Below are 24162 nucleotides of genomic sequence, written 5' to 3' on the forward strand. Positions count from 1 at the left end.
TGCTGCTGGCTCAGAACATCGAGGCGCGGTGCGCGGCCACCCCGGCCATCGCGCCATCCGCGACCGACAGCGCAATGCTGCCCGCTGCACGTGCAGCGTCGCCGCAGGCAAACACATTGGCCACGCTGGTCTGCTGCATGGCATCCACCTGCACATAGGGGCCCATCGGGCCATCGGCCAGCACACAACCGAGCTGCTGCGCCACCGGGCTCGCGGGTGTGGTGCGGGGCTGTGTGAACAGGCCTTGCATGGCCAAGATCCGGCCATCGGCCAGCACCACATCCGCAAAGCCATCAATGCGCAGCACCGGCGTGTCCTCGATCTGGGTGCCGCGCCGGGCGAAATCGGCCAGATCCGCCTGCGTCGGCGCATAGACGCCGTTGAGGAACAAGGTAGTCGGGCCCCAATCGGGCAGCATCAGTGCATGGTGCTGGGCCAGCGGTGAGGCAGCAATCACACCAATCGCGCCGCCTCCCATCTCATAGCCATGGCAGTACGGGCAATGGAACACGCTGTGGCCCCAGCGCTCGGCGAGGCCCGGCACGGCGGGCAGTTCATCGCGCACCCCGGTGGCCAGCACCAGGCGGCGCGCCACCAACAACTGGCCGCCCACCTCCAAGGCCAGCTCGCCGCTGGGAAGCACCCGGGCTTGCCGTGCCTCACCTTCGATCCAGCGCACGGTCGGGTATTGCAGCAATTGCGCACGCGCCTCTTGCCAAAGCTGGGCAGGCGCCATGCCGTCGCGCGACAAAAAGCCATGCGAAGTGCTGCCCGCCTCGTCCACAAAGCGGTTGCGGCGCAGGCCCGCATCAATGACGGTGACCTGGCGGCGCGCCCGTGCCAGCTGCAAGGCGGCCGACATGCCGGCGTAGCTGCCGCCGACGATGGCGAAATCAGTGTGAATGTCCATGGTGGTCCTCTATACGGTGGGGGGTGGATGTTTTGGCCAGCCGGTGCGCGCGCAGCGAAGCGCCGATCTGGGCAGAGAGCTGGGCCAGGGTGATGCTGCCCAGCTGGGCCAGCAGCGAGGCCTCGGCCTGCTGCATGGCGCTGCGCAGCGAGCTGTTGACCACCTGCGCAACCAGGCATTCGGGGTGGTCCTCGCGAAAGCCCAGCGACACCAGCGCCGGTGCGCCCAGCGCCTGGTGGATGTCGCGCAATGTTGTCTCGCCCCAGCCGGGCGCAATCAACCAGCCGCCCCCATGGCCCTTGCCGGACGAAACCATGCCCGCATCGCGCAAGCCGGCCATCAGGCGCCGCAGCACCACCGGGTTGGTGTCCATGGTCTGCGCCAAGACCTCGGAGGTCAGCGGCGCCTGCGCCTCAGCCAAGTGCAGCAGCACATGCAGAACATCGGAAAACTGGCTGTTGTGTTTCATGCAACTATTGTAGTTACATGAAATGAATCCGTGCCAGCAGCTCCGCAAAGAACCATCACCCCCGCTAAGGTCAAGCGCTTGTTGTGATCTCTATCGACCTTGCAAGTTTTTGTCGGTTCTCCATGGGTTTTGAATTTTTCTCACGGAAGTTTGAACTCGGAGTGTTTTGAGCTCAGCCAGAGGGTGTGCAGGGGCAGAGGATTGAAAACGAGGATCGCGGTCTTGCTATCGCGCCACGTGGTGTAGCCAAGCCGCTGGTCAATGGCTTCACCGAAGGCTTTTGGCCCCTTCCAAAACTTGCACTCTGCGATGAAGGCGTTGCGGTCGCCCTCGCGCAGGAGAATATCGGTCTTGCCCGCCCTATGGAAGGTCTCGCCCCTCGCCATCCTGCAACGCCTGCGGCGACTGCGCCGCCAAATGGCTCAACAAAGCCTTGGCCGCCGACGACAGCAAGGCCGCGTCCCGGTAGCTGATCGCAAACTGCCGCTTCGCCCAGCTGTCCGCCAGCGGAATCACCCGAACATCCGTGTTGGCGGCAAAGCTCAGTGCCACTTCGCGCGGCACCACACTGATCGCCAGGTTGGCCTGGACCACGCGCAGCGCGGCATCGAAGTTGGAGACGTGCACGCGGTGGCGCAGCGCCTTTCCTTCTTGTGCGGCGGCGCGGGTGAGCAAAATTTGCACTGCGCTCAACGCCGGCATGCTGACATGTTCGTAGTCCAGTACGTCAGAGAAGTGCACTGCTGCGCTTTGCGCCATGCGTGCGATGGGGTGGCTTTTGTGGGCCGCAATGGCCAGGTGGTCGCTGCTATAGGGCTGGGTCTGCAGGCCGCTCAAATCGGCTGCGTCCCAGCAAATCCCCATGGCCGCACGCCCTTCGCGCACGCCGCGCACCACATCCGGGCTCACGCACTCCTCCAAAGTCACACGGATACTGGTGTGCGCGGGTTGCTGCAAAAAACTTGCGACATGGTCGGCCAAGGATTCGGCCATCACCGACGCCGTGACCAATACCCGTACCTGCCCCTGTACGCCTTTGCTATAGGCCGCCATCTCTTGTTGCATGTGGTTGGCGGCGGCCAGCATGGTGCGCGCATGCTCCAGCAAAGTCTCACCCGCCGCCGTGGGGCGCAGGCCGCGCCGTTCGCGGATGAACAAGGGCGCGCCCATCTGGTGCTCAAGCTGCGCCAGGCGCTTGCTGATGGCAGATGCCACCAGCGCCTCGGCCTGCGCCACACGGGCAATGCTGCGCTGCTCGCATACCTGCACAAACAGCCGCAGGTTCAGCAGACTCAGGTCATACATGATTTTCCTTTTTGGAACGAAACCGCTTCCGTATTGGATTATTGCTGATGCTTTGGAAAATCTAAAATCAGAGCCAACGACAAAAGCCAGGAGACACGATGACCACAACCTCAACCCTTGCTACACCGCACGCCAGCATTCGCGAAGTTGGCCTGCGCGATGGCCTGCAAAGCCTGGCCAGCATCGTCAGCACCGCCGACAAATGCGCCTGGATTGACGCCGCCTACGACGCCGGTATGCGCGAGATGGAGGTGGGATCGATGGTGCCCGCGCACCTGCTGCCCCAGCTGGCCGATACCGAAGCCGTTCTCGCCCATGCCTGCAGCAAACCGGGCTTGCTCGCCTCTGTCCTGGTGCCCAACCTCAAAGGCGCCGAGCGCGCCTTGGCAGCGGGCGCGCAGTCCATGGTCGTGCCCTTGTCGGCCAGCCATGCGCACAGCCTGGCCAACCTGCGCAAAACACCTGACGATGTCGTGGCGGAAGTCGCCCGCATCCGCGCAGTGCGCGACGCAGCGGGCAGCCGCGCCCACATTGAAGGCGGCGTGGGTACGGCCTTTGGCTGCACCCTGCAAGGCGATGTGGCCGAAAGCGAGGTGCTGCGCCTGATGCAGGCCTTGCTGGACGCAGGCGCCGACCATGTGAGCCTGGCCGATACCGTGGGCTATGCCGACCCCGACAGCGTGCGCCGTTTGTTTGAAAAAGCCCGGCGCCTGGTGGGCGACCGGCTGCGCACCGCCCATTTTCACGACACCCGCGGCATGGGTCTGGCCAACGCCTATGCGGCCTGGCAAACCGGCATCACCCACTTTGACGCCTGCCTGGGCGGCATTGGCGGCTGCCCGCATGCACCGGGTGCCAGTGGCAATGTGACCACCGAAGACCTGGCCTATATGCTGCAGCGCATGGGCATTGATTCGGGTCTGGATGTTCCCGCCCTTTTGCAGCTGCGCCAACGCATGCACGCCTGGCTGCCCAACGAGCGGCTGTACGGCAGCCTGTGGCAAGCCGGCGTGATTGCAGCCCCCCGGGCTTCTACCGCCATTTGCGCTTAAGTTTTAAACCAAATCAACCGCTGGCGCTTACCCCATGCATGCTGGTGGCCATCAAAATATGAGTACCCCATCTCTCTCCCCATCGCTCCCACTCGCCGGAATCCGCGTGGTCGAATTCACCCACATGGTCATGGGCCCCACCTGCGGCATGGTGCTGGCCGACCTGGGTGCCGAAGTCATCAAGGTTGAACCTGTCGAGGGCGACCGCACGCGCTACTTGCTGGGTGCGGGCGCCGGTTTTTTCCCCATGTTCAATCGCAACAAAAAAAGCATTGCGCTGGACCTGCGCCAGCCCCAGGGACTGGAAGCTGCCATTCGCCTGGCCAGCACTGCCGATGTGGTGGCGCAAAACTTCAAGCCCGGCGTGATGACCAAGTACGGCCTGGATTATGCCGCGCTGTCCAAGCTGAACGAGCGCCTGATCTATGTGAACCACACCGGCTTTTTGCCCGGGCCGTACGAGCACCGCACCGCGCTGGACGAGGTCGTCCAGATGATGGGGGGCCTGGCCTACATGACGGGCCGCCCCGGCGACCCGCTGCGCGCGGGCACCAGCGTGAACGACATCATGGGCGGCATGTTTGGCGCGATCGGCGCCATGGCAGCGCTGATGCAGCGCGCCCAAACCGGCAAGGGGCAAGAGATTGACTCGGCGCTGTTCGAGAACAACGTCTTCCTCGTCGGCCAGCACATGATGCAGTACGCCGTGACGGGCGAGGCGGCCGAGCCCATGCCCAACCGCATCTCGGCCTGGTCGGTGTACGACGTGTTCACCGTCCAAGACGGCGAGCAGATCTTTTTGGCCGCCGTGAGCGATGCCCAGTGGCGCACCATGTGCCAGGCCTTTGGCTGGGCCGATCTACTGGCCAACCCGCGCTACACCACCAACAACGAACGCGTACGTGAGCGCCCGGCCCTGCTCGCCGATCTGCGCGCGCGCCTGATCCGCATGGATGTCGCACAGGTCGCCAAAATCTTTGAAGACAACGCTCTGCCCTACGCCCCCATCAGTAAGCCAGAACAACTGCTGGACGACCCGCACCTGCAGGCCTCCGGCGGATTGGCAGAGGTAACGCTGACCGACGGCGAACGCGCCGGCCAAACCGCACAGACCGCCTTGCTGCCGCTGCGCATGGCAGGTGAGCGTCTGGTCGTACGCAAAAACCCGCCGCGCCTGGGCGAGCACACCGCCGAGTTGCTGGCCAGCCTGGGCTACGACGCCGCGCAGATCAGCGCCATGCAGTCCGCTCAGGCAGCTGCATAATGCTACCAATATAAGAGCAAGCCATCCTTTATAGACAGGCGAAAAGCCGCAATCAGGAGACAAACATGCACCCCACCCGCCCATTCACCCGCCGCACCGCACTGGCCATGGCGCTGGCCAGCCTCACCAGTGGCGCCTTGCCCGCGCTGGCGCAAACCAAGCCGGCAGGGCACGACAAAGCGCTGCGCGTCATCTTGCCGCTATCGGCGGGCTCGGGGGCCGACGGCGCCATTCGCGCCATCAGCACGCCCATCAGCAAAGTCCTGGGCCAGCCCCTGGTGATTGAGAACCTGCCTGGCGCAGGCGGCATCACTGGCACGGCGCAGATTGTGCGGGCGCCCAAAGATGGGGACACCATCGGCATCGTCAGCAACAACCACGTCGTCAACCCCAGCCTGTACAAAAACATGCCCTTTGATTCGATCAAGGACATCGCCCCTATCACCATCATCGGCACCACGCCCTTTGTGCTGGTGGCCAACCCCAAGGTGCCCGCACGTACCGTGCAGGAGCTGATTGCCCACGCCAAGTCCCATCCCGGCACGCTCAATTACGGCTCATCGGGCAATGGCACCATCCTGCATTTGGGCGCTGCCATGTTTGTCGAGCAGGCACAGATCGATGTGCCCCACATCCCCTACAAAGGCACGGGCCAGCTGATGAATGACTTGCTCAGCGGCCAGGTGCAGCTGGGCGTGGTGGCGGTCGCACCCGCCATGGCCCACATCAAGGCCGGGAACCTGCGCGCCATCGGCATCACCAGCGCCAAACGCAGCGTCAGCCTGCCCGATGTGCCCACCATTGCCGAACAAGGCCTGCCGCAGTACGAGCTGGACGGCTGGATCGCCGCCATTGCCCCAGCGGGTGTACCCAAGGCCGAAATAGATCGCCTCTACCAAGGCTTTGTGCAAGGCATTGCCTCCCCAGAAGCCCGCGAAGCGCTCATCGCCCAGGGCTACGAGATCCAGCTCACCCCGCCGGAAGTGGCGACCCGTTTTATGGCGAGCGAAAAGCTGCGCATGCAGGCGGCGGTGAAAGCCGCACAAGTCAAAATGGATTGAGCCCGCAGATGGATCGAACTCCTCCAACAAAAGGCAGATTCAGACTGCTCTACGCTTTGGAGACTGTCTTTTCGCACGGAGTTGCCACTATGAAACTTTGGATCGCCACCGCTGCCCTGGGTGTTTGGCCCCGGCGTTTGATGGATCAGATTCATCTTGAATCGTTCGAGCTCGGATGACGAAAGCGAGGACGGCAATCGCTGCGCTGCTGTAGTTCAGTTTTGTGAAGCGGCCCGCTGCAACGGGTTGTGAATTCAACCGGTCAATGCAACACAATATCTGCCTAAGGCTGAATGAGTGTTTGTATGAAGCAAACACCGCGGATGTACTGCACCGAAGCTCACGCCCCGCTGCGCCATGCCACAATCGCGCAGCCCACCACCGCCCCCCAAAGCAACGGAAATGGCCTTGTTCAAGAAGCTGGAATCTGTCGTATTGTTTGTCGCCGATATCGATGCCGCAGCCGCCTGGTATGCGCAGCTCTTGGGCACGGAGGTGCAGCATGAGAACGCGCACTATGCCTTTGTGCAGGGCCCGGGCCTGTTGATCGGCTTTCACCCCGCCGATGGGAAATGCCCGGGCGGCGTGGGCGGCACCACGGTGTACTGGGAAGTCGCCGATCTGGGCGCTGCCATTGAACGTCTGCAGGCGCATGGCGCGCGGCTCTACCGGGGGCCGATGACGACCAGCCTGGGGGCCACAGCGGCCATGCTGCTGGACCCCTTTGGTTGCAGCCTGGGCTTGCATTGCCCAGCGGGCAGCTAGGCGCGGACCGCCAGTCGCCAGCGGCTAGCTGCGGACGGCCAGTTGCGGGCGGCTAGCTGCGGGCGGCGAGCCTTTACTGCAGCGCCTGGTCCGGGTTCTGCACCACCTGCAGATGCAGGATGCTGAAGTACAGCGTGATATCGCCTTGCTGGTCGATAAAGGTACCGATCGCGCGCTGCAGCCGGGCGGCAATGCAGAGGCATTCGGTTGCCTCGGGCCGGCCGCCGGGGATGCTTGCGGTGGTCAGCAAGGCCAGCTGGTGCTCACGGCCAAAGTCGTGCACCACCTCCAAGGCCTGGCCATGCTGGGCGGGGATATTGGCATTGGCCCAGCTCCACACAAAGCTGCCTTCGCTCTCGCTGCTGGTGCCCACCAGGCAGACGGTGCCCTGCACCTCATGCAAGGGTGCCTGCAGCACCAGGCTGGCGGTTTGCAGATCCCAGTGGTAGTGCGGCGCGCTGTGCAGGCCAAACTGGCGGGGCCACTCGGTATTGCGGGCCATCATGGTCTCAACGGCCTCGCGGCTCCAGGCGGCCCAGTCGGTCTCGCCCCCTTTGGGGCTGGTGGTGGTGTCGTTCATAGCGCTAGCGGTTCAAAATGCAGCCGCCATTGTCGGCCAAACCGGGCCTGCCGATCGGCAACCGCATCGGCCATAAAAAAACCGCCACTTGCACAGGGGCGGTCCATCGTTCAGCAAGCTGAGGGCGCTATCAGTTCAGGCCAAGCATGCCGCGCAGCTTGGACAGGTCTTCGGCCAGCGTGTTCACGCGGCCGGCCAGGATCTTGCGGTCGGCCTCATTCAGCTTGGTGTACAGCTCAAAGCTGCCATCGGGCTTGCGGTACTTGGCCAGGATGTCGAACACGGTCTTGAAGTTCGACGCGGTCTTCTCGACAAAGGCCTTGTCCTTTTTCTCGACCAGGGGGCGCAGCAGTTCAAAAATCTTGTCCGCACCTTCGAAGTTGGCCTGGAAGTCGTCCAGGTCGGTGTGGCTGTAGCGCTCTTCTTCACCCGAGATCTTGGTGGCAGCCACCTCTTCCATCAGCACCGCAGCGCCGCCCACGACCTTTTCTGGCGGGAAGGTCAGGCCGCTCACGCGCTTTTGCAGCTCCTTGGCATCGGCCAGCAGCTTGTCGGCAAAGGGAGTCAGGCCCTTGGTGCTTTTTTCAACCCAGAGGCCGTACTCGATGCGGTGAAAGCCGGTGAAGCCCGGGTCCTTCTCGGCCTTTTCATGGTCATCGGCGCGCGAGTCCATGCTCTTGTCCAGATCGGCAAACAGCTCGGCAATCGGCTCGATGCGCTCGTAAGGGCGGCGCACGGTGGCGTACATCTTCTTGGCCTCTTCCACCTTGCCGGCCTTGACCGCATCGGTGAAGGCCTGCACGCCCTTGACCAGCTCGCGCAGGTTGGTGTTGACGTACAGCTTGTACTCCGTGAGGGGCTTGACCAGCTCCAGCGCAGACACGCCTTCTGCCGCCCAGCTGGACAGGGGAATGACGCTGGCACTGCCGGCCACAAGCAGGCCTTGCAAGAATTGGCGACGCATGGACATACGAGAACTCCTAGATACTGTTAGATTGATAATTTTTGGCTTCCAGTATCCCAATGCCAAACCCAGGCTGGCGTCCTTCATGAAGATGGACGCGCCCAGGCCTTGCAGTACAGACACCAGTGGCTGGTTAGGAAACGGGATCAGGCCTGCTTGGCGGCAGCAGCCAGCAGGCTGCTGCCCAGCCAGTCATGGGCATCGGCCACGCCGGGCAGCACATAGAAAAAGCCGCCGCCAATGGGCTTGATGTATTCTTCGAGCGGCTCGCCGTCGAGCCGCTTTTGCACCGTGACAAAGCCCTTTTCCAGGTCGGCCTGGTAGCAGATGAACAGCAGGCCCATCTCCAGCTGGCCCGACTTGGTGACGCCATTCGAGTAGTTGAAGGGGCGGCGCAGGATCAGGTTGGCCTCGCTGCCATGGTTGCGTGGGTTAGCCAGGCGGATATGGGCGTCCATCGGCGTCTTCTTGCCTTCGGGATCGGCCGCATAGTCCGGCGTGTCGTGTTCGGTCTTCTTGCGCGCATCGAGCGGCGCACCGCTGTCCTTGTCGCGGCCCATGATGGCCTCTTGCTCGCCCAGCGGCGTGCGGTCCCAGCGCTCGACAAAATTGCGGATGATGCGCACGGCCTGGTAGCTGCCGCCAGCGGCCCAAGCGGGCTCGCCCGACTCGGGCTGCACCCAGACAATGCGGCGCATCATCGCGTCATCATCGGACTGGGGGTTGGCCGAGCCATCGCGGAAGCCCAGGAAATTGCGCGCGCTCTCTGCCGGCTGGCCCACAGCGGCGGGGATGGGCGGCACCGAGCCCTCCTGCTTCCAGCGCACCATCAGCAGATCGGGCAGGTTCTTGATGATGTCGCGCAGCGCATGGATATTGGTGTCGGGCGTGTTGGCGCAGAACTGGATCGACAGATCGCCATGGCAGAGCGCGGCCTGCAGCGCGTCATTGGGGTGCTGCTGCATGGGGGTCAGGCGCTTGGGGCACTGGTCCTTCAGACCAAAGCGGCTATCAAACAGGCTGTGGCCCACAGCCACGGTCACCGTCAGCGCATCGGGCTGCACCACCGGGCCGAGAATGCCCGAGCCCGCAGGCGGCAGCTTGGGGTCGAGCACCGGCTGGGTGCCACCCTGGGTCAGAAAGTGGATGCGCTCGGTCAGGGTCTTGAACAGGCGCTCGAGCTCCGCCTGGTTGCTGGCCAGCACATCAAAGCTGACCAACATGCCGGCTAGCGGCCGGGGCGTGACGATACCGGCCTGGTGCTTGCCGTAGAACGGCACGCGCTGCTGCGACACACTGGTATGCGGGGCATCGGCCACCTGGGTGTTGCCGGGCGAGGCGTCTTCAGCAGCCAGCGCCTGGCGCGCGGGCATGCCGGCCAGCACACCGGCGCCCATGACGCCTGCGGCCTCACCCAGCCAGCGCCGCCTGGCGGGGTCGGTGCTGCCCGGCACGACGGATTGAGACGCGTTCCTGTTCTTGAATAAAGACATGTGGTGCTTTCTGTGTGTTATTTGTAGAAATAGAAGGCGGAAAGTTTAGGGCTGCAAGCCCAGCGCTGCATTGACCTTGGCCATGCTTTGCGATGCCTGGTAGAGCGCCTGGGCCAGGTTCTGGCACTGCACCGGGTTCAACGCGGTACCGGCGGTGCCCGGCACCTGGCTGTCATCGGCGGGCTCGCCCAGCTCTTGCATGCGCTGGCGCAGCTTGGCCAGGCTGTCTTGCAGCTGCTGGTTCAGGCCCGGGTTAGCATTGGCCAGCACGGGGCCCAGCACTTGCTGGGCCTTGTTGGCCGCAGCCCAGCTGCCGTAGACAAACTGCAGCACGGCCAGGCCCTGCTCGGGCGTGGTCGCCTCGCCAGGAATCAAGGTGGAGGCGCGCTCGAGCGCCTTGGCCGCAGCGGCAGCAATCGACTGGGGTTGCAGAGCCGCATCACCCAGGCGCTGGGCCAGTTGCTGCACATCCTGCTGCAAGCTGGTGGCCAGCGGCAGCAGCTGGTCCGCTGCCTCACCCGCTTGCAGGCCAGCGGCAATGCGCTGCAGCCCCACAAAGGCCGGGTCCTTGTCGCGCAATGCAAAGTCTGCAGCACGCGCATCGATGCGGGCATTCAAATCACCATACTGCACCGCCAACGGCGCCAGCTTTTGGTACTGGCCGCGCGCCAGCGCAGCCAGCTGCTGTGCATCGGCAGGGTAGCCGTCCTGCGGCGTCGCACCGGCGTCGACTGGGTGGGCCAGGCGCTGCTGCAGCGCATCGACCATCTCTTGCAGGCTGGCCGTCTCGGTCAGCATATAGACCTGGTACTCGGCCAGTGCGCCCAGGAAGGCGGTCACCGGCGGCTTGGCCGCCTCGGCCTTGAAGGCGTCCGAGGTCGTCACCGTCAGGCTGCCGCGCGCAGCATTGAGCAGGCCGCAGGTCATCTCGTAGTTGCCAGGCACCAGGCGTGCGCTCAGCTGCTGCGTCATGCCCGGCAGAATGTTCTCGCGCTCTTCGAGCACCATCACGCCGTCCAGAATTTCCCACTCCAGCGCGCGCTGCGATTGGTTGACGATGCGGAAAATCACCTTGCCGGCCGGCACCGTTACCGCATTGGGGGTGCAGGTGCCTTGGTTGATTTCAATGGTCACCACCGGCACACCATCGGCCGAGGTGGCGCTACCCGCCGCAGCACCGCTGGCATGCGGCGCCGTCGATGCCTGCAAGAAGGCTGCAGCACCCAGCAGGAACACGACGACACTGCCCAGCACCACCGGGCCCAGACGGGGCGCGGGCTCGGCAGCGGGCACGGAGGTCGGTGCAGCGGCGGGGGTGGATGCGGCAGGCGCGCCGGCCACCGCAGGCGCCGCCTTGACTGGCCAGAAGAACATCACCAAGGTCACGGCCAGGTACAACGCCCAGGCCAGCACTTCGCCGGCGACCGGCGCATGCATATAGCCCAGCAAGCCACCCAGAATCACGCCCAGCGGGCTGTCTTCGGGCAGCACAGCACTGCTGTCGAACACCACTTGCTGCAGCTGGTTCCAGACACCGGCCTCATGCAGGCGGCGCACGGCGCCGGCCAGCAGGCCAGCGGCCACGACCAGGATAAAGATACCGGTGTAGCGGAAGAACTGGCGCAGATTGATGCGCACGCCGCCTTTGTAGAGCCCAATGCCCAGCAACACCGACAGTGCCACGCCGAGGAAGGCGCCGGCAGCGGCACTCCAGCCCGAGCTTTGCTGGAAGATGGCGAGCAAGAAGAAGACGGATTCGACGCCTTCGCGGGCCACGGCCAAAAAGACCATGCCGATCAGCGCCCAGCTGGCACTGCCCGAGGTGCTGAGCGCCTTGTCGACCGAGGCCTGCAACTCGCCCTTGATCGAGCGCGAGGCCTTGCGCATCCAAAACACCATGCCCGTCAGCATGCCCACCGCGATAAAACCGACCAGGCCCTCAAACAGCTCCTGCTGCTTTTGCGGAAACTCGGCGGCCATCCACTGCAGGCCGGCGCCCACGAAAAGCGACAGGCCCAGCGCGAGAAACACCCCGGCCCAGACGGCGGGCATCAGGCGTGCGCGGCCCGTGTGGCGAAGGAAACTGGCAATGATGCCAACGATCAGCGCGGCCTCGATGCCCTCGCGCAACATAATCAAAAATGGAACCAGCATGTAATGTGTTGCTCAAGCTGGGGCGCAGGCCAAGGGCCGCGCCGCCCGCTGATCTTTCTCAGTTCTGTCGATAAATGCCCAACCGTGCCGAACGGCCCAGGGCCTGCCGCAGGCAGACAATGCGGCGATGCAGCAAAGGCAGGTGCAGCATGTTAAGACCAAACCACCGTCCCCGGCAGCGCATCCGAAGGCCGCCTACACGCGGGCACAGCATTTACAAGCAAAAACGTATATCTTATCATCGCGCACAAGGCTTTGAAGCTATCAATTACATAGCAACCGCCATTCGCAAAACACCCCTGCCGCCAACATGGCGTAAGGCTGCCTTCAGAGTCAGCTGACCCAAGGCCAGCGGCAGGCGCTGCGACACGCCACTACAGGCCGAGCTTTTCGGTGAACCGCACCAGATCGGCCAGCGAGCTCAGCTGCAGCTTGCGCATCGCATTGCCACGCCGCACTTTGACCGTCACCTCACTCAGCTGCAGCTGGTGGGCAATCTGCTTGTTGAGCAGGCCCTGCACCACCAGCCGCACCACCTCGCGCTCGCCATCAGAGAGCGACTGCCAGCGGCCAAGGCTCTCGGCGCGGTCGGCATCCTGCAGGCGCCGGGCGCGGTCTTGTGCAATGCCGTGGTGGATGGCGTCGAGCAGATCCTGGTCGCGAAAAGGCTTGGCCAGAAAGTCAATCGCGCCCTGCTTGATGGCCTTGACGCCCATCGCAATATCGCCGTGCCCGGTGATGAAGACCACGGGCAGCAGCAGGCCCAGGCTCTGCATCTGGCGCTGGAACTCCATGCCGCTTTGCCCGGGCATGCGCACATCGAGCACCAGGCAGGCGGGCGCATCGGCGGGCGGATGCGCCAGAAATTCGGCAGCCGATGCAAAAGCGCGCACCGGCAGGCTGACAGAGGCGAGCAGATCCTCCAGCGCGGCACGCACCGAGTGGTCGTCATCAACCACATAGACCATGGCAGGCCCCGTCATGCCGCACCCTCCTCCTGCGCCACCGGAAGGCTGAAAGCAAACACCGCCCCGGCTGGCGCATGGGGCTGCGCCCAGATATGGCCGCCATTGGCCTCGACAATGCTGCGGCTGATGCTCAGCCCCACCCCAATGCCCTCGTGCTTGGTGGTCCAGAAAGGTTCAAACACCTGCTCCTGCGCACCAGCGGGCAGGCCCGGGCCGCCATCCGATACCCGAAACACCAGCTTGTCCTGCTGCTGCAGCGATTCCACCAGGATGGTGCGGCGCGCGACATCGACCAAGGCCGTGGCCTCCATCGCATTGAGCACCAGATTGCCGATGACCTGCTGGACCTGCACCGGATCGGCCAGCGCCAGCGGCAGGCCGGGCGCCAGATCGGCACGCATCGCGATGTTCAGGCGCTGCATCTCGGCCTGCGACAGCGCCAGCACTTCGCGCACGGCGGCATTGAAGACAAAGGGCCTGGGGCTGGCGGGCTCGCCCTTGCTGAGCTTGCGCACCCGGCCAATGATGGCGCTGGCCCGGTCCGCATCGCCCAGGATGCGCAGGAGCGCCTGCCGGGCCTTGTCCAGGTTGGGCGGGTCTTGGTCCATCCAGCGCTGGCAGGCATGGCCGCTGGTGACGATCGCCGCCAAGGGCTGGTTCAGCTCATGCGCAATCGAGGTGGTCAGGCCCTCCAGGCTGTGGATGCGCGAGATGCGCAAGAGCCTGGCCTGGGCCTCATGGGCGGCAGCGCGCGCCAATTCCGCCCTGCAGGCCAGGTAGCCGGTGATCAGAATCGCCACTGTGCTGATGAGCATATTGATCCGGCCTGCTTGCTGGTCGCCATAGCTGGTGATGAAAAAGCTCAGCCAGGTCAGGGCGACGCAGCTGCCGGTGAGCGCCATGAGCCCGCGCAAGGCCAGCACATGGGCCATCGCCACAATGACCACGGTGTAGAACACCGACACCGCCACCTCATAGCGGGTCGCCGTGTCGATCAGAAACAGCAGCGCCAGCGCAAGCCCCATGCCCATGACATGCAGGCCTGGGCGGCGCCAGAGTTGGGGTGGCAGGAACGGGATCTTCATCAGAAACACGCAGACAAGGCGGCGCTGGGTAGCAGGGACCGCAAAAGGCTACCACGCCAGGCGCCATGGGGCGCAAAAGCCCACCCCATCAAAAACGGGTGTTCAGCCCAAAAGCCAGCTGGCTCACCGAGGGCTGGCTGGCATCCAAGGCCACATCCATCGCGTAAGCCCGGCCATGGGCAGCAAAGGCATAGACACTGGTGCGCAGCGACAGCGGGTAGATGTAGCCCAGCGACACCACCTGGCTGGTCCGGGCGCGCGCGCCGCTGTCCTGCCAATCCCAGTTGGGCCGCGCCTGGGACCACTGCATCTGGAACTCGCCACGGCCCAAGGGAATGGACGCAGCCAGATAGAGCGCATCCAGCCGGCCTCCATCGATGAACTCGATGGGCCCCAAACCCTTGAGCCCGGCCGCCTGCAACTGCGCCGGGCCATCGCCGCCATTGCGCCCGACAAAGCCATTGCGCTGGCGGCTCCAGCCCGCCGCCAGGCGTGCCACGCCAAAGTTGTAGCTGGCGCCCAACTGCGCGGTGCTGGGGCGCCGGCCAGCCAAGGCGGCGTCCCAACGGACGGCACTGGCTTGCTCCCAGCTCGCAGCCAGCAGCCAGGGGCCGTCCTCATAGCGCAGCGCCAAGCTATAGAGCTTGTAGGTGGCGCTGCCCGTCGTGCCTGCGGCTGGCGCGTCACCTGCGTCAAAGCTGTAACTGGCGCCCAGCTGGACACCGCCCCACTGCGGGCTGCGCCAGCTGAGCTGCTTGGACACCTGGTAGTTGTCCGAGGCCCGCAACAAGGCACCCACGCCAAAGTCGCGCCAGGCCCCCACCTCGATCGCGCTGACATAGGCCTGGCCCACGGTGTACTGGCGCCCCAGGCGCAGCTCGCCCAGGCTCGCATTGCCCACCCCCACCCAGGACTGGTAGTTGAACGGCCTTGCTGGGTCATCGGGCGCGCCGTGGGCGGCATCCAGCCCGCCTTCCAGCGCAAAGGCGGCGTAGCTGTCACCACCCAGCGCCTCACGGCCCTGCAAGCCCCAGAGCGAATCGGACAGGCCGCCGCTCAGCAGGCTCTTTTGCGTTGGCGCCCCGCTCACCCGGGTTGCGCTGATGGCGGCATCGACGGTGCCATACAGGCGCACGCTCGTCTGCGCCTGGGCCGGCATCGCCACCATGGCGGCCAGCAAAGCTGCACACAAGGGCCATATGCAGGCCCGAGGCTGGTGCCGCAGAGGCTGCCGGGGCCCGGTGGAGCGAGGGTGGGAGAGGATTGGAAAAAGCAGCATGGGATGTCACAGCGGCAGCACGCCGCCAGGGACCCTCTCATGCATTCAGCGGCGAGATGGCCTTGGCGCGGCAGCCCAGGAGGAGGAGGAGGTTGTGTACGGCAAAGCAAGGCAGCGCTTGCAGCAGCGCATGGCAGGCTCAGGATCGGGGTCCATGGCTTTTCTCCTGCGAAGAACTTGGAGGGATACCCATGCCCTGCTTCAACAACTGAAGCGCACATCGGCGGCAATCGCCGAGACGGAACAGGGCGCAGCGTCATCGCTTTTTATGCAGGCCATGCCTTCGGCGACGACAGAGCGGATTCTCGCAGGCCGATCGCTGCTTTGCCAGTGGCCCTGGGCATGCATGTCACCGCCATTGGGATGGCATGCATATACCTTGGTATAGATGGCAGACAACAGGCCTGGACAAGGCGCCTACCCAGCGCCCTGCGCGCCGCGTCCAGGCCCTCCATAAGCCAGGCTTCGCTCAGGCAAAGACATGGCTGAACAGCCAGTACAGGCTACCCGAGAGCAGCATCGCGCATGGCAGGGTCAGCACCCAGGCCAGCGCAATATTGCGCAAGGTGGAGGCCTGCAGGCCCGATCCATTGGCGGTCATCACGCCGGCAATGCCCGATGACAGCACATGGGTGGTGGAGACCGGCAGGCCAAAGGCATCGGCTGCGCCGATGGTGGTCATCGCGACCAGTTCAGCCGCCGCGCCCTGGCCATAGGTCAGATGGGTCTTGCCAATCTTTTCGCCAACGGTCTTCACAATGCGCTTCCAGCCCACCATCGTGCCCAGCCCCAAGGCAATGGCCACCACCACCTTGACCCAGACAGGAATGAACTTGGTGGAGGTGTTCAACTCGGCCTGAAAGGCCTGGAGCTGTGCCTTGCTGGCATCGTTCAGTGCCATCGCATCGCTCTTGGTCAGCACGGAAATGGTCTCTGAGGCCAGGAACATGTCGTTGCGCACATTGCCCACCGCCGTGGCGGGCACCTTGGCCAGCGATCCGTATTCCTGCACCTGCTTGCCAATGCTGCCGGCCAGCTCGGCCAGGGCGGGAACCACCTCGGGCTTGGCCTCCTTGGTGCGGATGAACTCGGACACGGTGCTGCGCGCCAGCGCATCGGTCGCAGGCGCTGGCAGGGTCGAGACCTTGGCCAGGTTGGCCTGCGTGGCATAGGCAACCTCGACAAACTGGGGCGTGTGCTGCTCGGTCACGGCATGGTTCAAGCCATAGGCCATCGGCACCACACCCACCAAGATCAGCATGATCAAGCCCATGCCCTTTTGCCCATCGTTGGAGCCGTGGGCAAATGAGACACCGGTGCAGGTGAAGATCAGCAAAATGCGGATCCACAGCGGAGGCGCGCTGCCGGTGGGCTCTTCGTACAGGGTGCGGTTCTTGACCAGCGCCTTCATGGCCAGCAGCAGCAACGCGGCGCAGACAAAGCCCACCACCGGCGAGACCAGCAAGGCCTTGAAGACGCCCCAGACCTGGTGGCCGTCCACACCGCTCATCGCGTCACGGCCGCGCATCAGCGCATTGGCCACGCCCACGCCAATCACCGAGCCCACCATGGTGTGCGATGACGACGCGGGCAGACCCAGCCACCAGGTGCCCAGGTTCCAGATGATCGCGGCAATGAGCAGCGCAAACACCATCGCAAAGCCCGCGCCGGACGTGACTTGCAAGATCAGCTCGACCGGCAGCAGCGAGATGATGCCGTAGGCCACGGCGCCGCTGGAGGTGAGCACGCCCAGAAAGTTGAACAGGCCCGACCAGACCACCGCCACATTGGGTGGCATCGAATGGGTGTAGATAACGGTGGCTACGGCGTTGGCCGTGTCGTGGAAGCCGTTGACAAACTCAAAGCCCAGCGCAATCAGCAGCGCCACCGCCAGCAGCAGGAATGCCACCATGGTGATGCTGTTGCCGCCCGGCGAGCCGGTGACGTCCGTCACCAAGGCCCAGGCCATATAGCCCAGGCCAATGCCCAGCAAACCCAGAAAGATCACGACCTGCACGGGGCTGGTTCTTTGATCGAAATTTGGTTTGACAGCGCCCGCTGACAAACCTGCCGAAGAGGCCATGGAACTGCTCATGTCGTTTATGTGCCGGTGGCACTGTGTTGTGTTTAGACATTTGCAATTTTGTTCAACGTGTGTGACAAGATCATTACCATAAGATAATGTTTGCTAATGTCTGATTGCTTTTGCAAATCATCCATTCGTATTTCATCTTGTTAAAAAATACCCGTAAATGCTTCATACCGACTCAGCTGCCGCTGCCATGGATGGCGCTGATCGAGCCTTCCCGAACACAGCGCTGCCTGCCAGGCGCACTTCCGCACGCTGCGATAAAACACACGCAAAAAAACCGGCAGCCCTCACGGGTCTGCCGGTTTTACTTGGATGATCGCAACCCGGGCGGCATCAGCCAGCCCAGGCCTGGGCTTTATCAGCCCAGTGCAGCCACCGCTGCGTTGAAGGTGCTGCTGGGGCGCATCACGGCGTCCAGCTTGGCTGCGTCAGGCTGGTAGTAGCCGCCGATGTCGGCAGGCTTGCCTTGCACGTCCTTGAGCTCGCCGACGATCTTGGCTTCGTTCTCGGCCAGGCTCTTGGCCAGGGGCGCAAACTTGGCTGCCAGTTCGGCATCGGTGGTTTGCGCGGCCAGCGCCTGGGCCCAGTACAGCGCGATGTAGAACTGCGAGCCACGGTTGTCCAGCTCACCGGTGCGGCGCGATGGCGACTTGTTCTCGTCGAGCAGCTTGCCGGTGGCCTGGTCCAGGGTCTGGGCCAGCAGCTTGGCGCGCTCGTTGTTGTTCTTGATGCCCAGCTCTTCGAAGGACACGGCCAGCGCCAGGAACTCGCCCAGCGAATCCCAGCGCAGGTGGTTTTCTTCGACCAGCTGCTCGACATGCTTGGGGGCCGAGCCGCCAGCGCCGGTTTCGTACAGACCGCCGCCTTGCATCAGCGGCACCACCGACAGCATCTTGGCCGAGGTGCCCAGCTCCAGGATCGGGAACAGGTCGGTCAGGTAGTCACGCAGGATGTTGCCGGTCACCGAGATGGTGTCCAGGCCACGGGCTGCGCGCTCCAGCGTGAAGCGCATCGCGCGCACTTGCGACAGGATGTGGATGTCCAGGCCGTTCGTGTCGTGGTCCTTCAGGTAGGTTTGCACCTTCTTGATCAGCTCGGCTTCGTGTGGGCGGTAGGGATCCAGCCAGAACACGGCAGGCATGCCGGAGTTGCGGGCGCGGGTGACAGCCAGCTTGACCCAGTCGCGGATTGGCGCATCCTTGACCTGGCACATGCGCCAGATGTCACCCTGCTCCACGTTCTGGCTCATCAGCACTTCGCCGGTGGCGATGTCGACGATGTTGGCCACGCCGTCTTCGCTGATCTCGAAGGTCTTGTCGTGCGAGCCGTATTCCTCGGCCTTTTGCGCCATCAGACCCACGTTGGGCACGGTGCCCATGGTCTTGGGGTCGAAGTTGCCGTGCCACTTGCAGAAGTTGATCACTTCCTGGTAGATGCGGGCAAAGGTCGACTCAGGCATCACGGCCTTGCAGTCGTAAGGCTTGCCATCGGCGCCCCACATCTTGCCGCCGGCGCGGATCATCGCAGGCATCGATGCGTCCACGATCACGTCGTTGGGCGAATGGAAGTTGGTGATGCCCTTGGCAGAGTCCACCATGGCCAGCGCGGGGCGGCCTTCCTGGCACTTGTGCAGGTCGCGGATGATTTCTTCGCGTTGCGAGGCAGGCAGGGTTTCAATCTTTTCGTACAGATTGGCCATACCGTTGTTCACGTTCACGCCCAGCTGATCGAACAGCTTGCCGTGCTTCTCGAACGCTTCCTTGTAGAAAATGCGCACGCAGTGGCCGAACACGATGGGGTGGGACACCTTCATCATCGTGGCCTTGACGTGCAGCGAGAACAAAATGCCCGACTGTTTGCAGTCTTCGATTTCCTTTTCGTAGAAAGCCAGCAGGGCCTTCTTGCTCATGAACATCGAGTCGACCACTTCGGCGTCCTGCAGCTTGACCTTGTCCTTGAGCACCACGGTCTTGCCGGACTTGGTCTCCAGCACCATCTTCACTTCGCGGGCCTTGTCCAGCGTCATGGACTTTTCGCCGTGGTAGAAGTCGCCCTCTTCCATGTGCGAGACATGGGTTTGCGACCACTGCTTCCACTCGCCCATCGAATGGGGGTGCTTCTTGGCGTAGTTCTTCACAGCCAGCGGTGCGCGGCGGTCCGAGTTGCCTTCGCGCAGCACGGGGTTCACGGCCGAGCCGATGCACTTGCTGTAGCGCGCCTTGATGTCTTTTTCTGCATCGTTGGCAGGGCTGTCTGGGTAGTCAGGCAGCTTGTAGCCGTGGTCTTGCAGCTCCTTGATCGCTTCTTGCAGCTGGCCCACCGACGCGGAAATATTGGGCAGCTTGATGATGTTGGCATCGGGCGTCAGGGTCAGCTTGCCCAGGTCGGCCAGGTTGTTGGGCACGCGCTGTGCTTCGGTCAGAAACTCGGGGAATTCACCCAGAATGCGGGCTGCCAGCGAAATATCACTCTCGGCCACATTGATGCCAGCGGCGCTCGCAAAGCTGCGAACAACCGGCAAGAACGCTGCGGTCGCCAGACGAGGCGCTTCGTCGGTCAGGGTGTAGATGATGGTGGGTTGCTGGGTAGTCATCTGGTCTTTCAAGTGGCAAAAGTTCTGATGTGCGTCGCGCCTTGGCCGGTCTCCACAGCCCAGGGCGCGCCCGCGTAAACTCCGTCATGATGTACTGCTCGCCTGCCGTTGGGAAGCCTGTCCCTCAAATGCTGCAATGCAATATCACAATACGGAATTCAACGCCAAGGATTGTCGCTGCTTTTTAAGTCTTATACAAGAGTTGGCCCAGCGATTTGTTGAGGCATCTGAGCCTGCTGACGCAAAATACGGGGCTAGCTGCCGTTATGCCAGCGCTGCACGACAGCGCTGTGAAACCCCAATCCGCCTCCGATCCACCGCCTTGCAGCTCTTTTCACCGCGACACGCCTGCCGACATGACCACGCCCCTGCCCTCCGCCCTCACCTTGCATGAAGCCGATGTGCAGTGGACGGCTATCCGCGCCCAGGGGCCCGGCGGGCAGAACGTCAACAAGGTCAGCTGCGCCATCCACCTGCGCTTTGATGTGCGTGCATCGCGTCTGCCTGAGCCCGTGCAGACCCGCTTGCTGGCACTGGCCGATTCACGCATCACCCAGGATGGGGTGGTCGTCATCAAGGCGCAGAGCTACCGCACCCAGGAGCAAAACCTCTGGGATGCGCTCGAGCGCCTCAACGCGCTGGTGGCCAGCGTGGCGGTGGAGCCGCGCAAGCGCCGCGCCACCAAGCCGACCTGGGGCTCGCAGCAGCGCCGCCTGCAAAGCAAGAGCCTGCGTGCCAATGTCAAAGCCCAACGCGGCAAGGTGCGGGATTGACCATGCACCGCGCCCACTGGCAAAGGGCCGGTGATAATAAGAAGTAATCTCATTTGCCAACGCCTGAATTTCCATGAACGTGCGACGCAGCATCCTGATCGTCGATGACCACCAAAGCATCCGCGACCCTCTTGCCACATTCATGCGCCGCTATGACTTCGATGTCGACACCGCCGGTGATGGCATCGCCATGCGGCAACTGCTCAAGGACCACCGCTACGATCTCATCATCCTGGACGTGATGCTGCCCGGCGAGGACGGCCTGTCGCTGTGCGGCTTTGTTGCCGAGCACATCGGCACCCCCGTCATCTTGCTGACCGCGATGACCGACCAGGCCGACCGGGTGGCAGGCCTGGAGATTGGCGCCGATGACTATGTGCTCAAGCCCTTTGACCCGCGCGAGCTGGTGGCCCGGGTGCGCAGCGTGCTGCGGCGCGGCGCGCGCAGGCGGGCTGAAGATGCAGCGCAATCGCCCCCTGCGCAAGAAGCCTTGGCAGAAAAGCGCTACACCTTTGAAGGCTGGTCCTTTGACCTGACCACGCGCGAGCTGCAGGACCCCGGCCTCAGCCCCGTGCCGCTGACCACCGCGGAGTTCCACCTGCTGCGCGCGCTGCTGGAGAACCCCAACCGCGTGCTCAGCCGCCAGCAATTGATGGACCTGACCCAGCGCGAAGGCGCCGCGTTTTTTGACCGCAGCATCGACACCCAGATCAGCCGGCTGCGCAAAAAGCTCGAATCCGACCCGCGCCAGCCCCGCATGCTCAAGACCGTGCGCGGCGACGGCTACCTGCTGGCGGCCAGAAACATCCGCCTGGCGCCATGAAGCTGCTGCCGCGCACCTTGGCCGGCCAGTTGCTCGCGCTGTTGCTGCTGGCCCTGGTCGTCGCCCACCTGGCCGCCGTCTTGCTGCTCACCTGGCTGCGCCAGGACAGTGACGTGGTCCACCCGTTGTCGGCCCACACCATCGAGACCCGGGTGGCTGCCGCCTACCGCGCGCTGGAGAGCAGCCCCGAATCCGCCCAGCGCCTGGTGCAAAGCATCAGCCTGCCCGATTCGCAGTTCCGCATCCGCCCGCGCCCTTTTGATGACGGCCAGCCCGTCACCGAGCAGGAAGCCAAGCTCACCGCCAGGCTGCAAGAGCGCCTGGGGCTGGATGCGGGTGCCAACGCTGCGGACCCGCCGGTGCGCATCCATCTGCGCATGCGCTCACCCCTGGCAGCCAGCCAGGCCGGCGATGTGGACCAGGACATCCTCGCGCTGCTGAGCCCGGCGTTTGAAGAAGATGGCAGCTGGATGCTGCATGTCGATGTGCGCCTGCCCGATGGCCAGTGGCTCAGCAGCTGGCACCTGCCGACCATGCTGCTCAGCCACTGGAGCCGGGTGCTGAGTTTTTCCATCCCCGTGGGCATGCTGCCCATCATCGTCATTGCGGTACTGTTTGGCCGGCGCATCATGCAGCCGCTGCGCATGCTCACCGAGGCGGCCCAGCGCATCAGCCGGGGCGAGCGCTCCGCGCACCTGCCGCTGTCCGGGCCCGAAGGCGTGCGCGAAATCATCGAGGCCTTCAACGAGATGCAGGACCGCTTGCTCGGCGTCGTCAACGACCGCACCCGCATGGTTGCCGCCATTGGCCACGACCTGCGCACCCCCCTCACCTCGCTGCGCATCCGCGCCGAGCTGGTGGACGATGACGAGCTGCGCCAGGCGATGGTGAGCACCATCAACGAAATGCACAGCATGGTCGAAGAAATCCTGCACTTTGCCCAGGACGATGCGATGCGCGAAACCACCCAGCCGGTAGACCTGGATGCGCTGGTCGGCGAGGTCGTCGAGCAGCAGCGCAGCCTGGGCCGCCAGGTGGACTGGATGCCGCCCCCCAGCATCAGCTACCGCTGCCGCCCGGCCCACCTCAAGCGCGCCCTCGCCAACCTGATCGACAATGCCGCGCGCTACGGCCGTGTGCAGGTCCGGCTGACCGTGCCGGATGCCGCAGACCCGGGCACCGCCGGCACGCTGCGCATGGAAATCGAAGACGAAGGCCCCGGCATTGCGCCCCAGGACATGGAGCGGGCCTTTCGGCCCTTTAGCCGGCTGGAGGTCGCCCGCAACGGGGAGACCGGTGGCTTTGGGTTGGGGCTGGCGATTGCGCGCTCATGCGTGCGGGCGCATGGAGGAGAGCTGAAGCTGCATAACCGCAGCGAAGGTGGGCTAAGGGCGGTGATTGAGTTGCCGGCTTGAATGCATCTGGATGCCAGATTTCAAGGCATTTGTGCAGCAGGCCATACAGCCAATGCCAGCCGCTAAACTGCTCCAGTATCAAGCCCAGACTATTTTTCGCCGCGCATTGAATACTGTGAACGACTCCGTACTTGAAAACTTCTTGGAGAAAATTGCCTCTTTGCCTGAATTCATCGGCATCGCAAGCATTGCTGTTCACACCCGTGGTAACTGGAACTCCACACCACTGCACATAGCCGCCACCCAAGGCGATATTGCAGCCATCGCCGCACTGCTGGATGCTGGAGCCGATATCCACAGCCCCGGTGAGCACGGTTATAGCCCCTTACATGAAGCGGTAGAGCAATGCCATATTGACGCAGTCCAGCTGCTGCTGGAGCGTGGGGCTTCGGCCCATGCCAAAAACGATGACGGCGACACGCCCATTCGATCCGCAGTAATTCATGGCCATCAGGAAATCATAAAACTGCTTCAAGCCGACGCTGGCTCAGCTTGCGCTCAACGGTAGCCCAAAATCAGCCCACTCCATATGCTCAGCCTCCCTCCATCCATTGAGCAGCTCTTCCTCACGGCAGGATGGCGGCCGCATCCCACGTCCAAGTCTGTGGATGCTGACAATGCAAACTCAGAGGGGCTAGCAACAGCAATACTGCGACAGTTCGCAGCGCTTCATGTAGGCGAAATTGGCTCAGGAGTAGAGCAAGCCAAAAGCGATATCAGTTTTTATTCCCAGCTCCGCCCGACCGTCAGCGCTGTGACCTCGCCGTGGCGACTCCAGGTCGGCAATTGCGCTGCCTTTGCAACTGCACACAACGACCACATGATCCTGTTTGTCAACGACCAGGGTCGGTACTTCGTATTCACGGACCCGGACAGTTGCCTTTACCCATTGGGAGATTCGTTTGGCAACGCCATGCTCACCTTGCTTCTGGGTTACAAATTTGCGTCACCGCTAGCTCGAGATTCTTAGTCAATATGCACCTCCACTTGGTGCTTCGCTGCAAAGTACATTCGTGGACGGCTGCCAGAAGCCAGAGGTCTTGCAGTCAAGTCACAAACTGACACAAACAGGCAAACGCCAGCCACATGCATCGCAAATGATTCTGATTGCGAATTC

22 protein-coding genes are annotated in these 24162 nt (G+C 63.5%); 9 read left to right on the forward strand and 13 right to left on the reverse strand.

Features of this window, described 5'->3' with window-relative positions; all coding sequences use genetic code 11:
- Nucleotides 1-10: 10 nt before the first annotated feature.
- From WH265_RS01635 to WH265_RS01650, 4 genes are all read right to left on the reverse strand, one after another.
- Nucleotides 11-910: an NAD(P)/FAD-dependent oxidoreductase gene (locus WH265_RS01635; protein ID WP_339557114.1), complete on the reverse strand. Its 900-nt coding sequence runs from the start codon at nucleotides 908-910 to the stop codon at nucleotides 11-13.
- A complete protein-coding gene (locus WH265_RS01640) occupies nucleotides 894-1379 on the reverse strand; it encodes an Rrf2 family transcriptional regulator (RefSeq protein WP_021025883.1) in 486 nt (161 codons plus the stop codon). The genes WH265_RS01635 and WH265_RS01640 overlap by 17 nt, the downstream gene beginning before the upstream one ends.
- Before the next feature lie 140 nt (nucleotides 1380-1519).
- Nucleotides 1520-1765, reverse strand: coding sequence for a hypothetical protein (locus WH265_RS01645; RefSeq protein WP_339557115.1), 246 nt, complete (start codon nucleotides 1763-1765; stop codon nucleotides 1520-1522).
- A complete protein-coding gene (locus tag WH265_RS01650; RefSeq protein ID WP_339557116.1) occupies nucleotides 1740-2684 on the reverse strand; it encodes a LysR family transcriptional regulator in 945 nt (314 codons plus the stop codon). Before WH265_RS01650 ends, WH265_RS01645 begins: the two co-directional genes overlap by 26 nt.
- A 98-nt stretch (nucleotides 2685-2782) precedes the next feature.
- Between WH265_RS01650 and WH265_RS01655 the strand changes: the two genes are divergently transcribed.
- The 4 genes from WH265_RS01655 (at nucleotide 2783) to WH265_RS01670 (ending at nucleotide 6826) form a co-directional block, all read left to right on the forward strand.
- Nucleotides 2783-3736, forward strand: coding sequence for a hydroxymethylglutaryl-CoA lyase (locus WH265_RS01655; protein WP_339557117.1), 954 nt, complete (start codon nucleotides 2783-2785; stop codon nucleotides 3734-3736).
- Nucleotides 3737-3794: 58 nt separating this feature from the next.
- A complete protein-coding gene (locus tag WH265_RS01660; protein WP_339557118.1) occupies nucleotides 3795-5000 on the forward strand; it encodes a CaiB/BaiF CoA transferase family protein in 1206 nt (401 codons plus the stop codon).
- A 65-nt stretch (nucleotides 5001-5065) separates the two neighbouring features.
- A complete protein-coding gene (locus WH265_RS01665) occupies nucleotides 5066-6061 on the forward strand; it encodes a Bug family tripartite tricarboxylate transporter substrate binding protein (protein WP_339557119.1) in 996 nt (331 codons plus the stop codon).
- A gap of 402 nt (nucleotides 6062-6463) precedes the next feature.
- Nucleotides 6464-6826 carry a VOC family protein gene (locus WH265_RS01670; protein ID WP_339557120.1) on the forward strand — a complete coding sequence of 121 codons (363 nt, stop codon included), beginning with the start codon at nucleotides 6464-6466 and terminating at the stop codon, nucleotides 6824-6826.
- A gap of 73 nt (nucleotides 6827-6899) precedes the next feature.
- Here the strand turns inward: WH265_RS01670 and WH265_RS01675 are convergent, their stop codons facing one another.
- From WH265_RS01675 to WH265_RS01715, 9 genes are all read right to left on the reverse strand, one after another.
- Nucleotides 6900-7406: a DUF6882 domain-containing protein gene (locus WH265_RS01675; RefSeq protein ID WP_021025890.1), complete on the reverse strand. Its 507-nt coding sequence runs from the start codon at nucleotides 7404-7406 to the stop codon at nucleotides 6900-6902.
- 130 nt (nucleotides 7407-7536) lie between these two features.
- Nucleotides 7537-8376 carry an iron uptake system protein EfeO gene (efeO, locus tag WH265_RS01680; RefSeq protein WP_339557121.1) on the reverse strand — a complete coding sequence of 280 codons (840 nt, stop codon included), beginning with the start codon at nucleotides 8374-8376 and terminating at the stop codon, nucleotides 7537-7539.
- Between the two features lie 140 nt (nucleotides 8377-8516).
- Nucleotides 8517-9863 (reverse strand): iron uptake transporter deferrochelatase/peroxidase subunit, encoded by a 1347-nt coding sequence (efeB, locus tag WH265_RS01685; RefSeq protein WP_339557122.1) that lies wholly within the window; start codon nucleotides 9861-9863, stop codon nucleotides 8517-8519.
- A gap of 45 nt (nucleotides 9864-9908) precedes the next feature.
- On the reverse strand, nucleotides 9909-12017 hold the full coding sequence (efeU, locus tag WH265_RS01690) for an iron uptake transporter permease EfeU (RefSeq protein WP_339557123.1): 2109 nt from the start codon (nucleotides 12015-12017) through the stop codon (nucleotides 9909-9911).
- Nucleotides 12018-12391: 374 nt separating this feature from the next.
- Nucleotides 12392-13000 carry a response regulator transcription factor gene (locus WH265_RS01695; protein ID WP_339557124.1) on the reverse strand — a complete coding sequence of 203 codons (609 nt, stop codon included), beginning with the start codon at nucleotides 12998-13000 and terminating at the stop codon, nucleotides 12392-12394.
- On the reverse strand, nucleotides 12997-14070 hold the full coding sequence (locus WH265_RS01700) for a sensor histidine kinase (RefSeq protein ID WP_339518508.1): 1074 nt from the start codon (nucleotides 14068-14070) through the stop codon (nucleotides 12997-12999). The genes WH265_RS01695 and WH265_RS01700 overlap by 4 nt, the downstream gene beginning before the upstream one ends.
- A gap of 88 nt (nucleotides 14071-14158) precedes the next feature.
- The gene (locus WH265_RS01705; RefSeq protein WP_339557125.1) at nucleotides 14159-15262 is read right to left on the reverse strand and encodes a porin; all 1104 of its coding nucleotides are present in this window, start codon (nucleotides 15260-15262) and stop codon (nucleotides 14159-14161) included.
- A 556-nt stretch (nucleotides 15263-15818) separates the two neighbouring features.
- On the reverse strand, nucleotides 15819-17444 hold the full coding sequence (locus tag WH265_RS01710; RefSeq protein ID WP_445228472.1) for an inorganic phosphate transporter: 1626 nt from the start codon (nucleotides 17442-17444) through the stop codon (nucleotides 15819-15821).
- Between the two features lie 355 nt (nucleotides 17445-17799).
- Complete coding sequence (locus WH265_RS01715) at nucleotides 17800-20034, reverse strand: NADP-dependent isocitrate dehydrogenase (RefSeq protein WP_027010657.1); 2235 nt, start codon at nucleotides 20032-20034, stop codon at nucleotides 17800-17802.
- 356 nt (nucleotides 20035-20390) lie between these two features.
- Between WH265_RS01715 and arfB the strand changes: the two genes are divergently transcribed.
- From arfB to WH265_RS24205, 5 genes are all read left to right on the forward strand, one after another.
- Nucleotides 20391-20807 (forward strand): alternative ribosome rescue aminoacyl-tRNA hydrolase ArfB, encoded by a 417-nt coding sequence (gene arfB / locus WH265_RS01720; RefSeq protein WP_339557404.1) that lies wholly within the window; start codon nucleotides 20391-20393, stop codon nucleotides 20805-20807.
- A 73-nt stretch (nucleotides 20808-20880) separates the two neighbouring features.
- Complete coding sequence (locus tag WH265_RS01725) at nucleotides 20881-21630, forward strand: response regulator (RefSeq protein WP_339557126.1); 750 nt, start codon at nucleotides 20881-20883, stop codon at nucleotides 21628-21630.
- Nucleotides 21627-23045: an ATP-binding protein gene (locus tag WH265_RS01730; RefSeq protein ID WP_339557127.1), complete on the forward strand. Its 1419-nt coding sequence runs from the start codon at nucleotides 21627-21629 to the stop codon at nucleotides 23043-23045. Before WH265_RS01725 ends, WH265_RS01730 begins: the two co-directional genes overlap by 4 nt.
- A gap of 10 nt (nucleotides 23046-23055) precedes the next feature.
- Nucleotides 23056-23553: an ankyrin repeat domain-containing protein gene (locus WH265_RS01735; RefSeq protein ID WP_339537136.1), complete on the forward strand. Its 498-nt coding sequence runs from the start codon at nucleotides 23056-23058 to the stop codon at nucleotides 23551-23553.
- Between the two features lie 21 nt (nucleotides 23554-23574).
- Nucleotides 23575-24015, forward strand: a complete 441-nt coding sequence (locus WH265_RS24205; protein WP_445228129.1) for an SUKH-3 domain-containing protein — start codon at nucleotides 23575-23577, stop codon at nucleotides 24013-24015.
- The last annotated feature ends 147 nt before the right edge of the window (nucleotides 24016-24162 follow it).

The sequence above is a fragment of the Comamonas sp. MYb396 genome (assembly GCF_037479555.1).
GTDB lineage: Bacteria > Pseudomonadota > Gammaproteobacteria > Burkholderiales > Burkholderiaceae_C > Comamonas.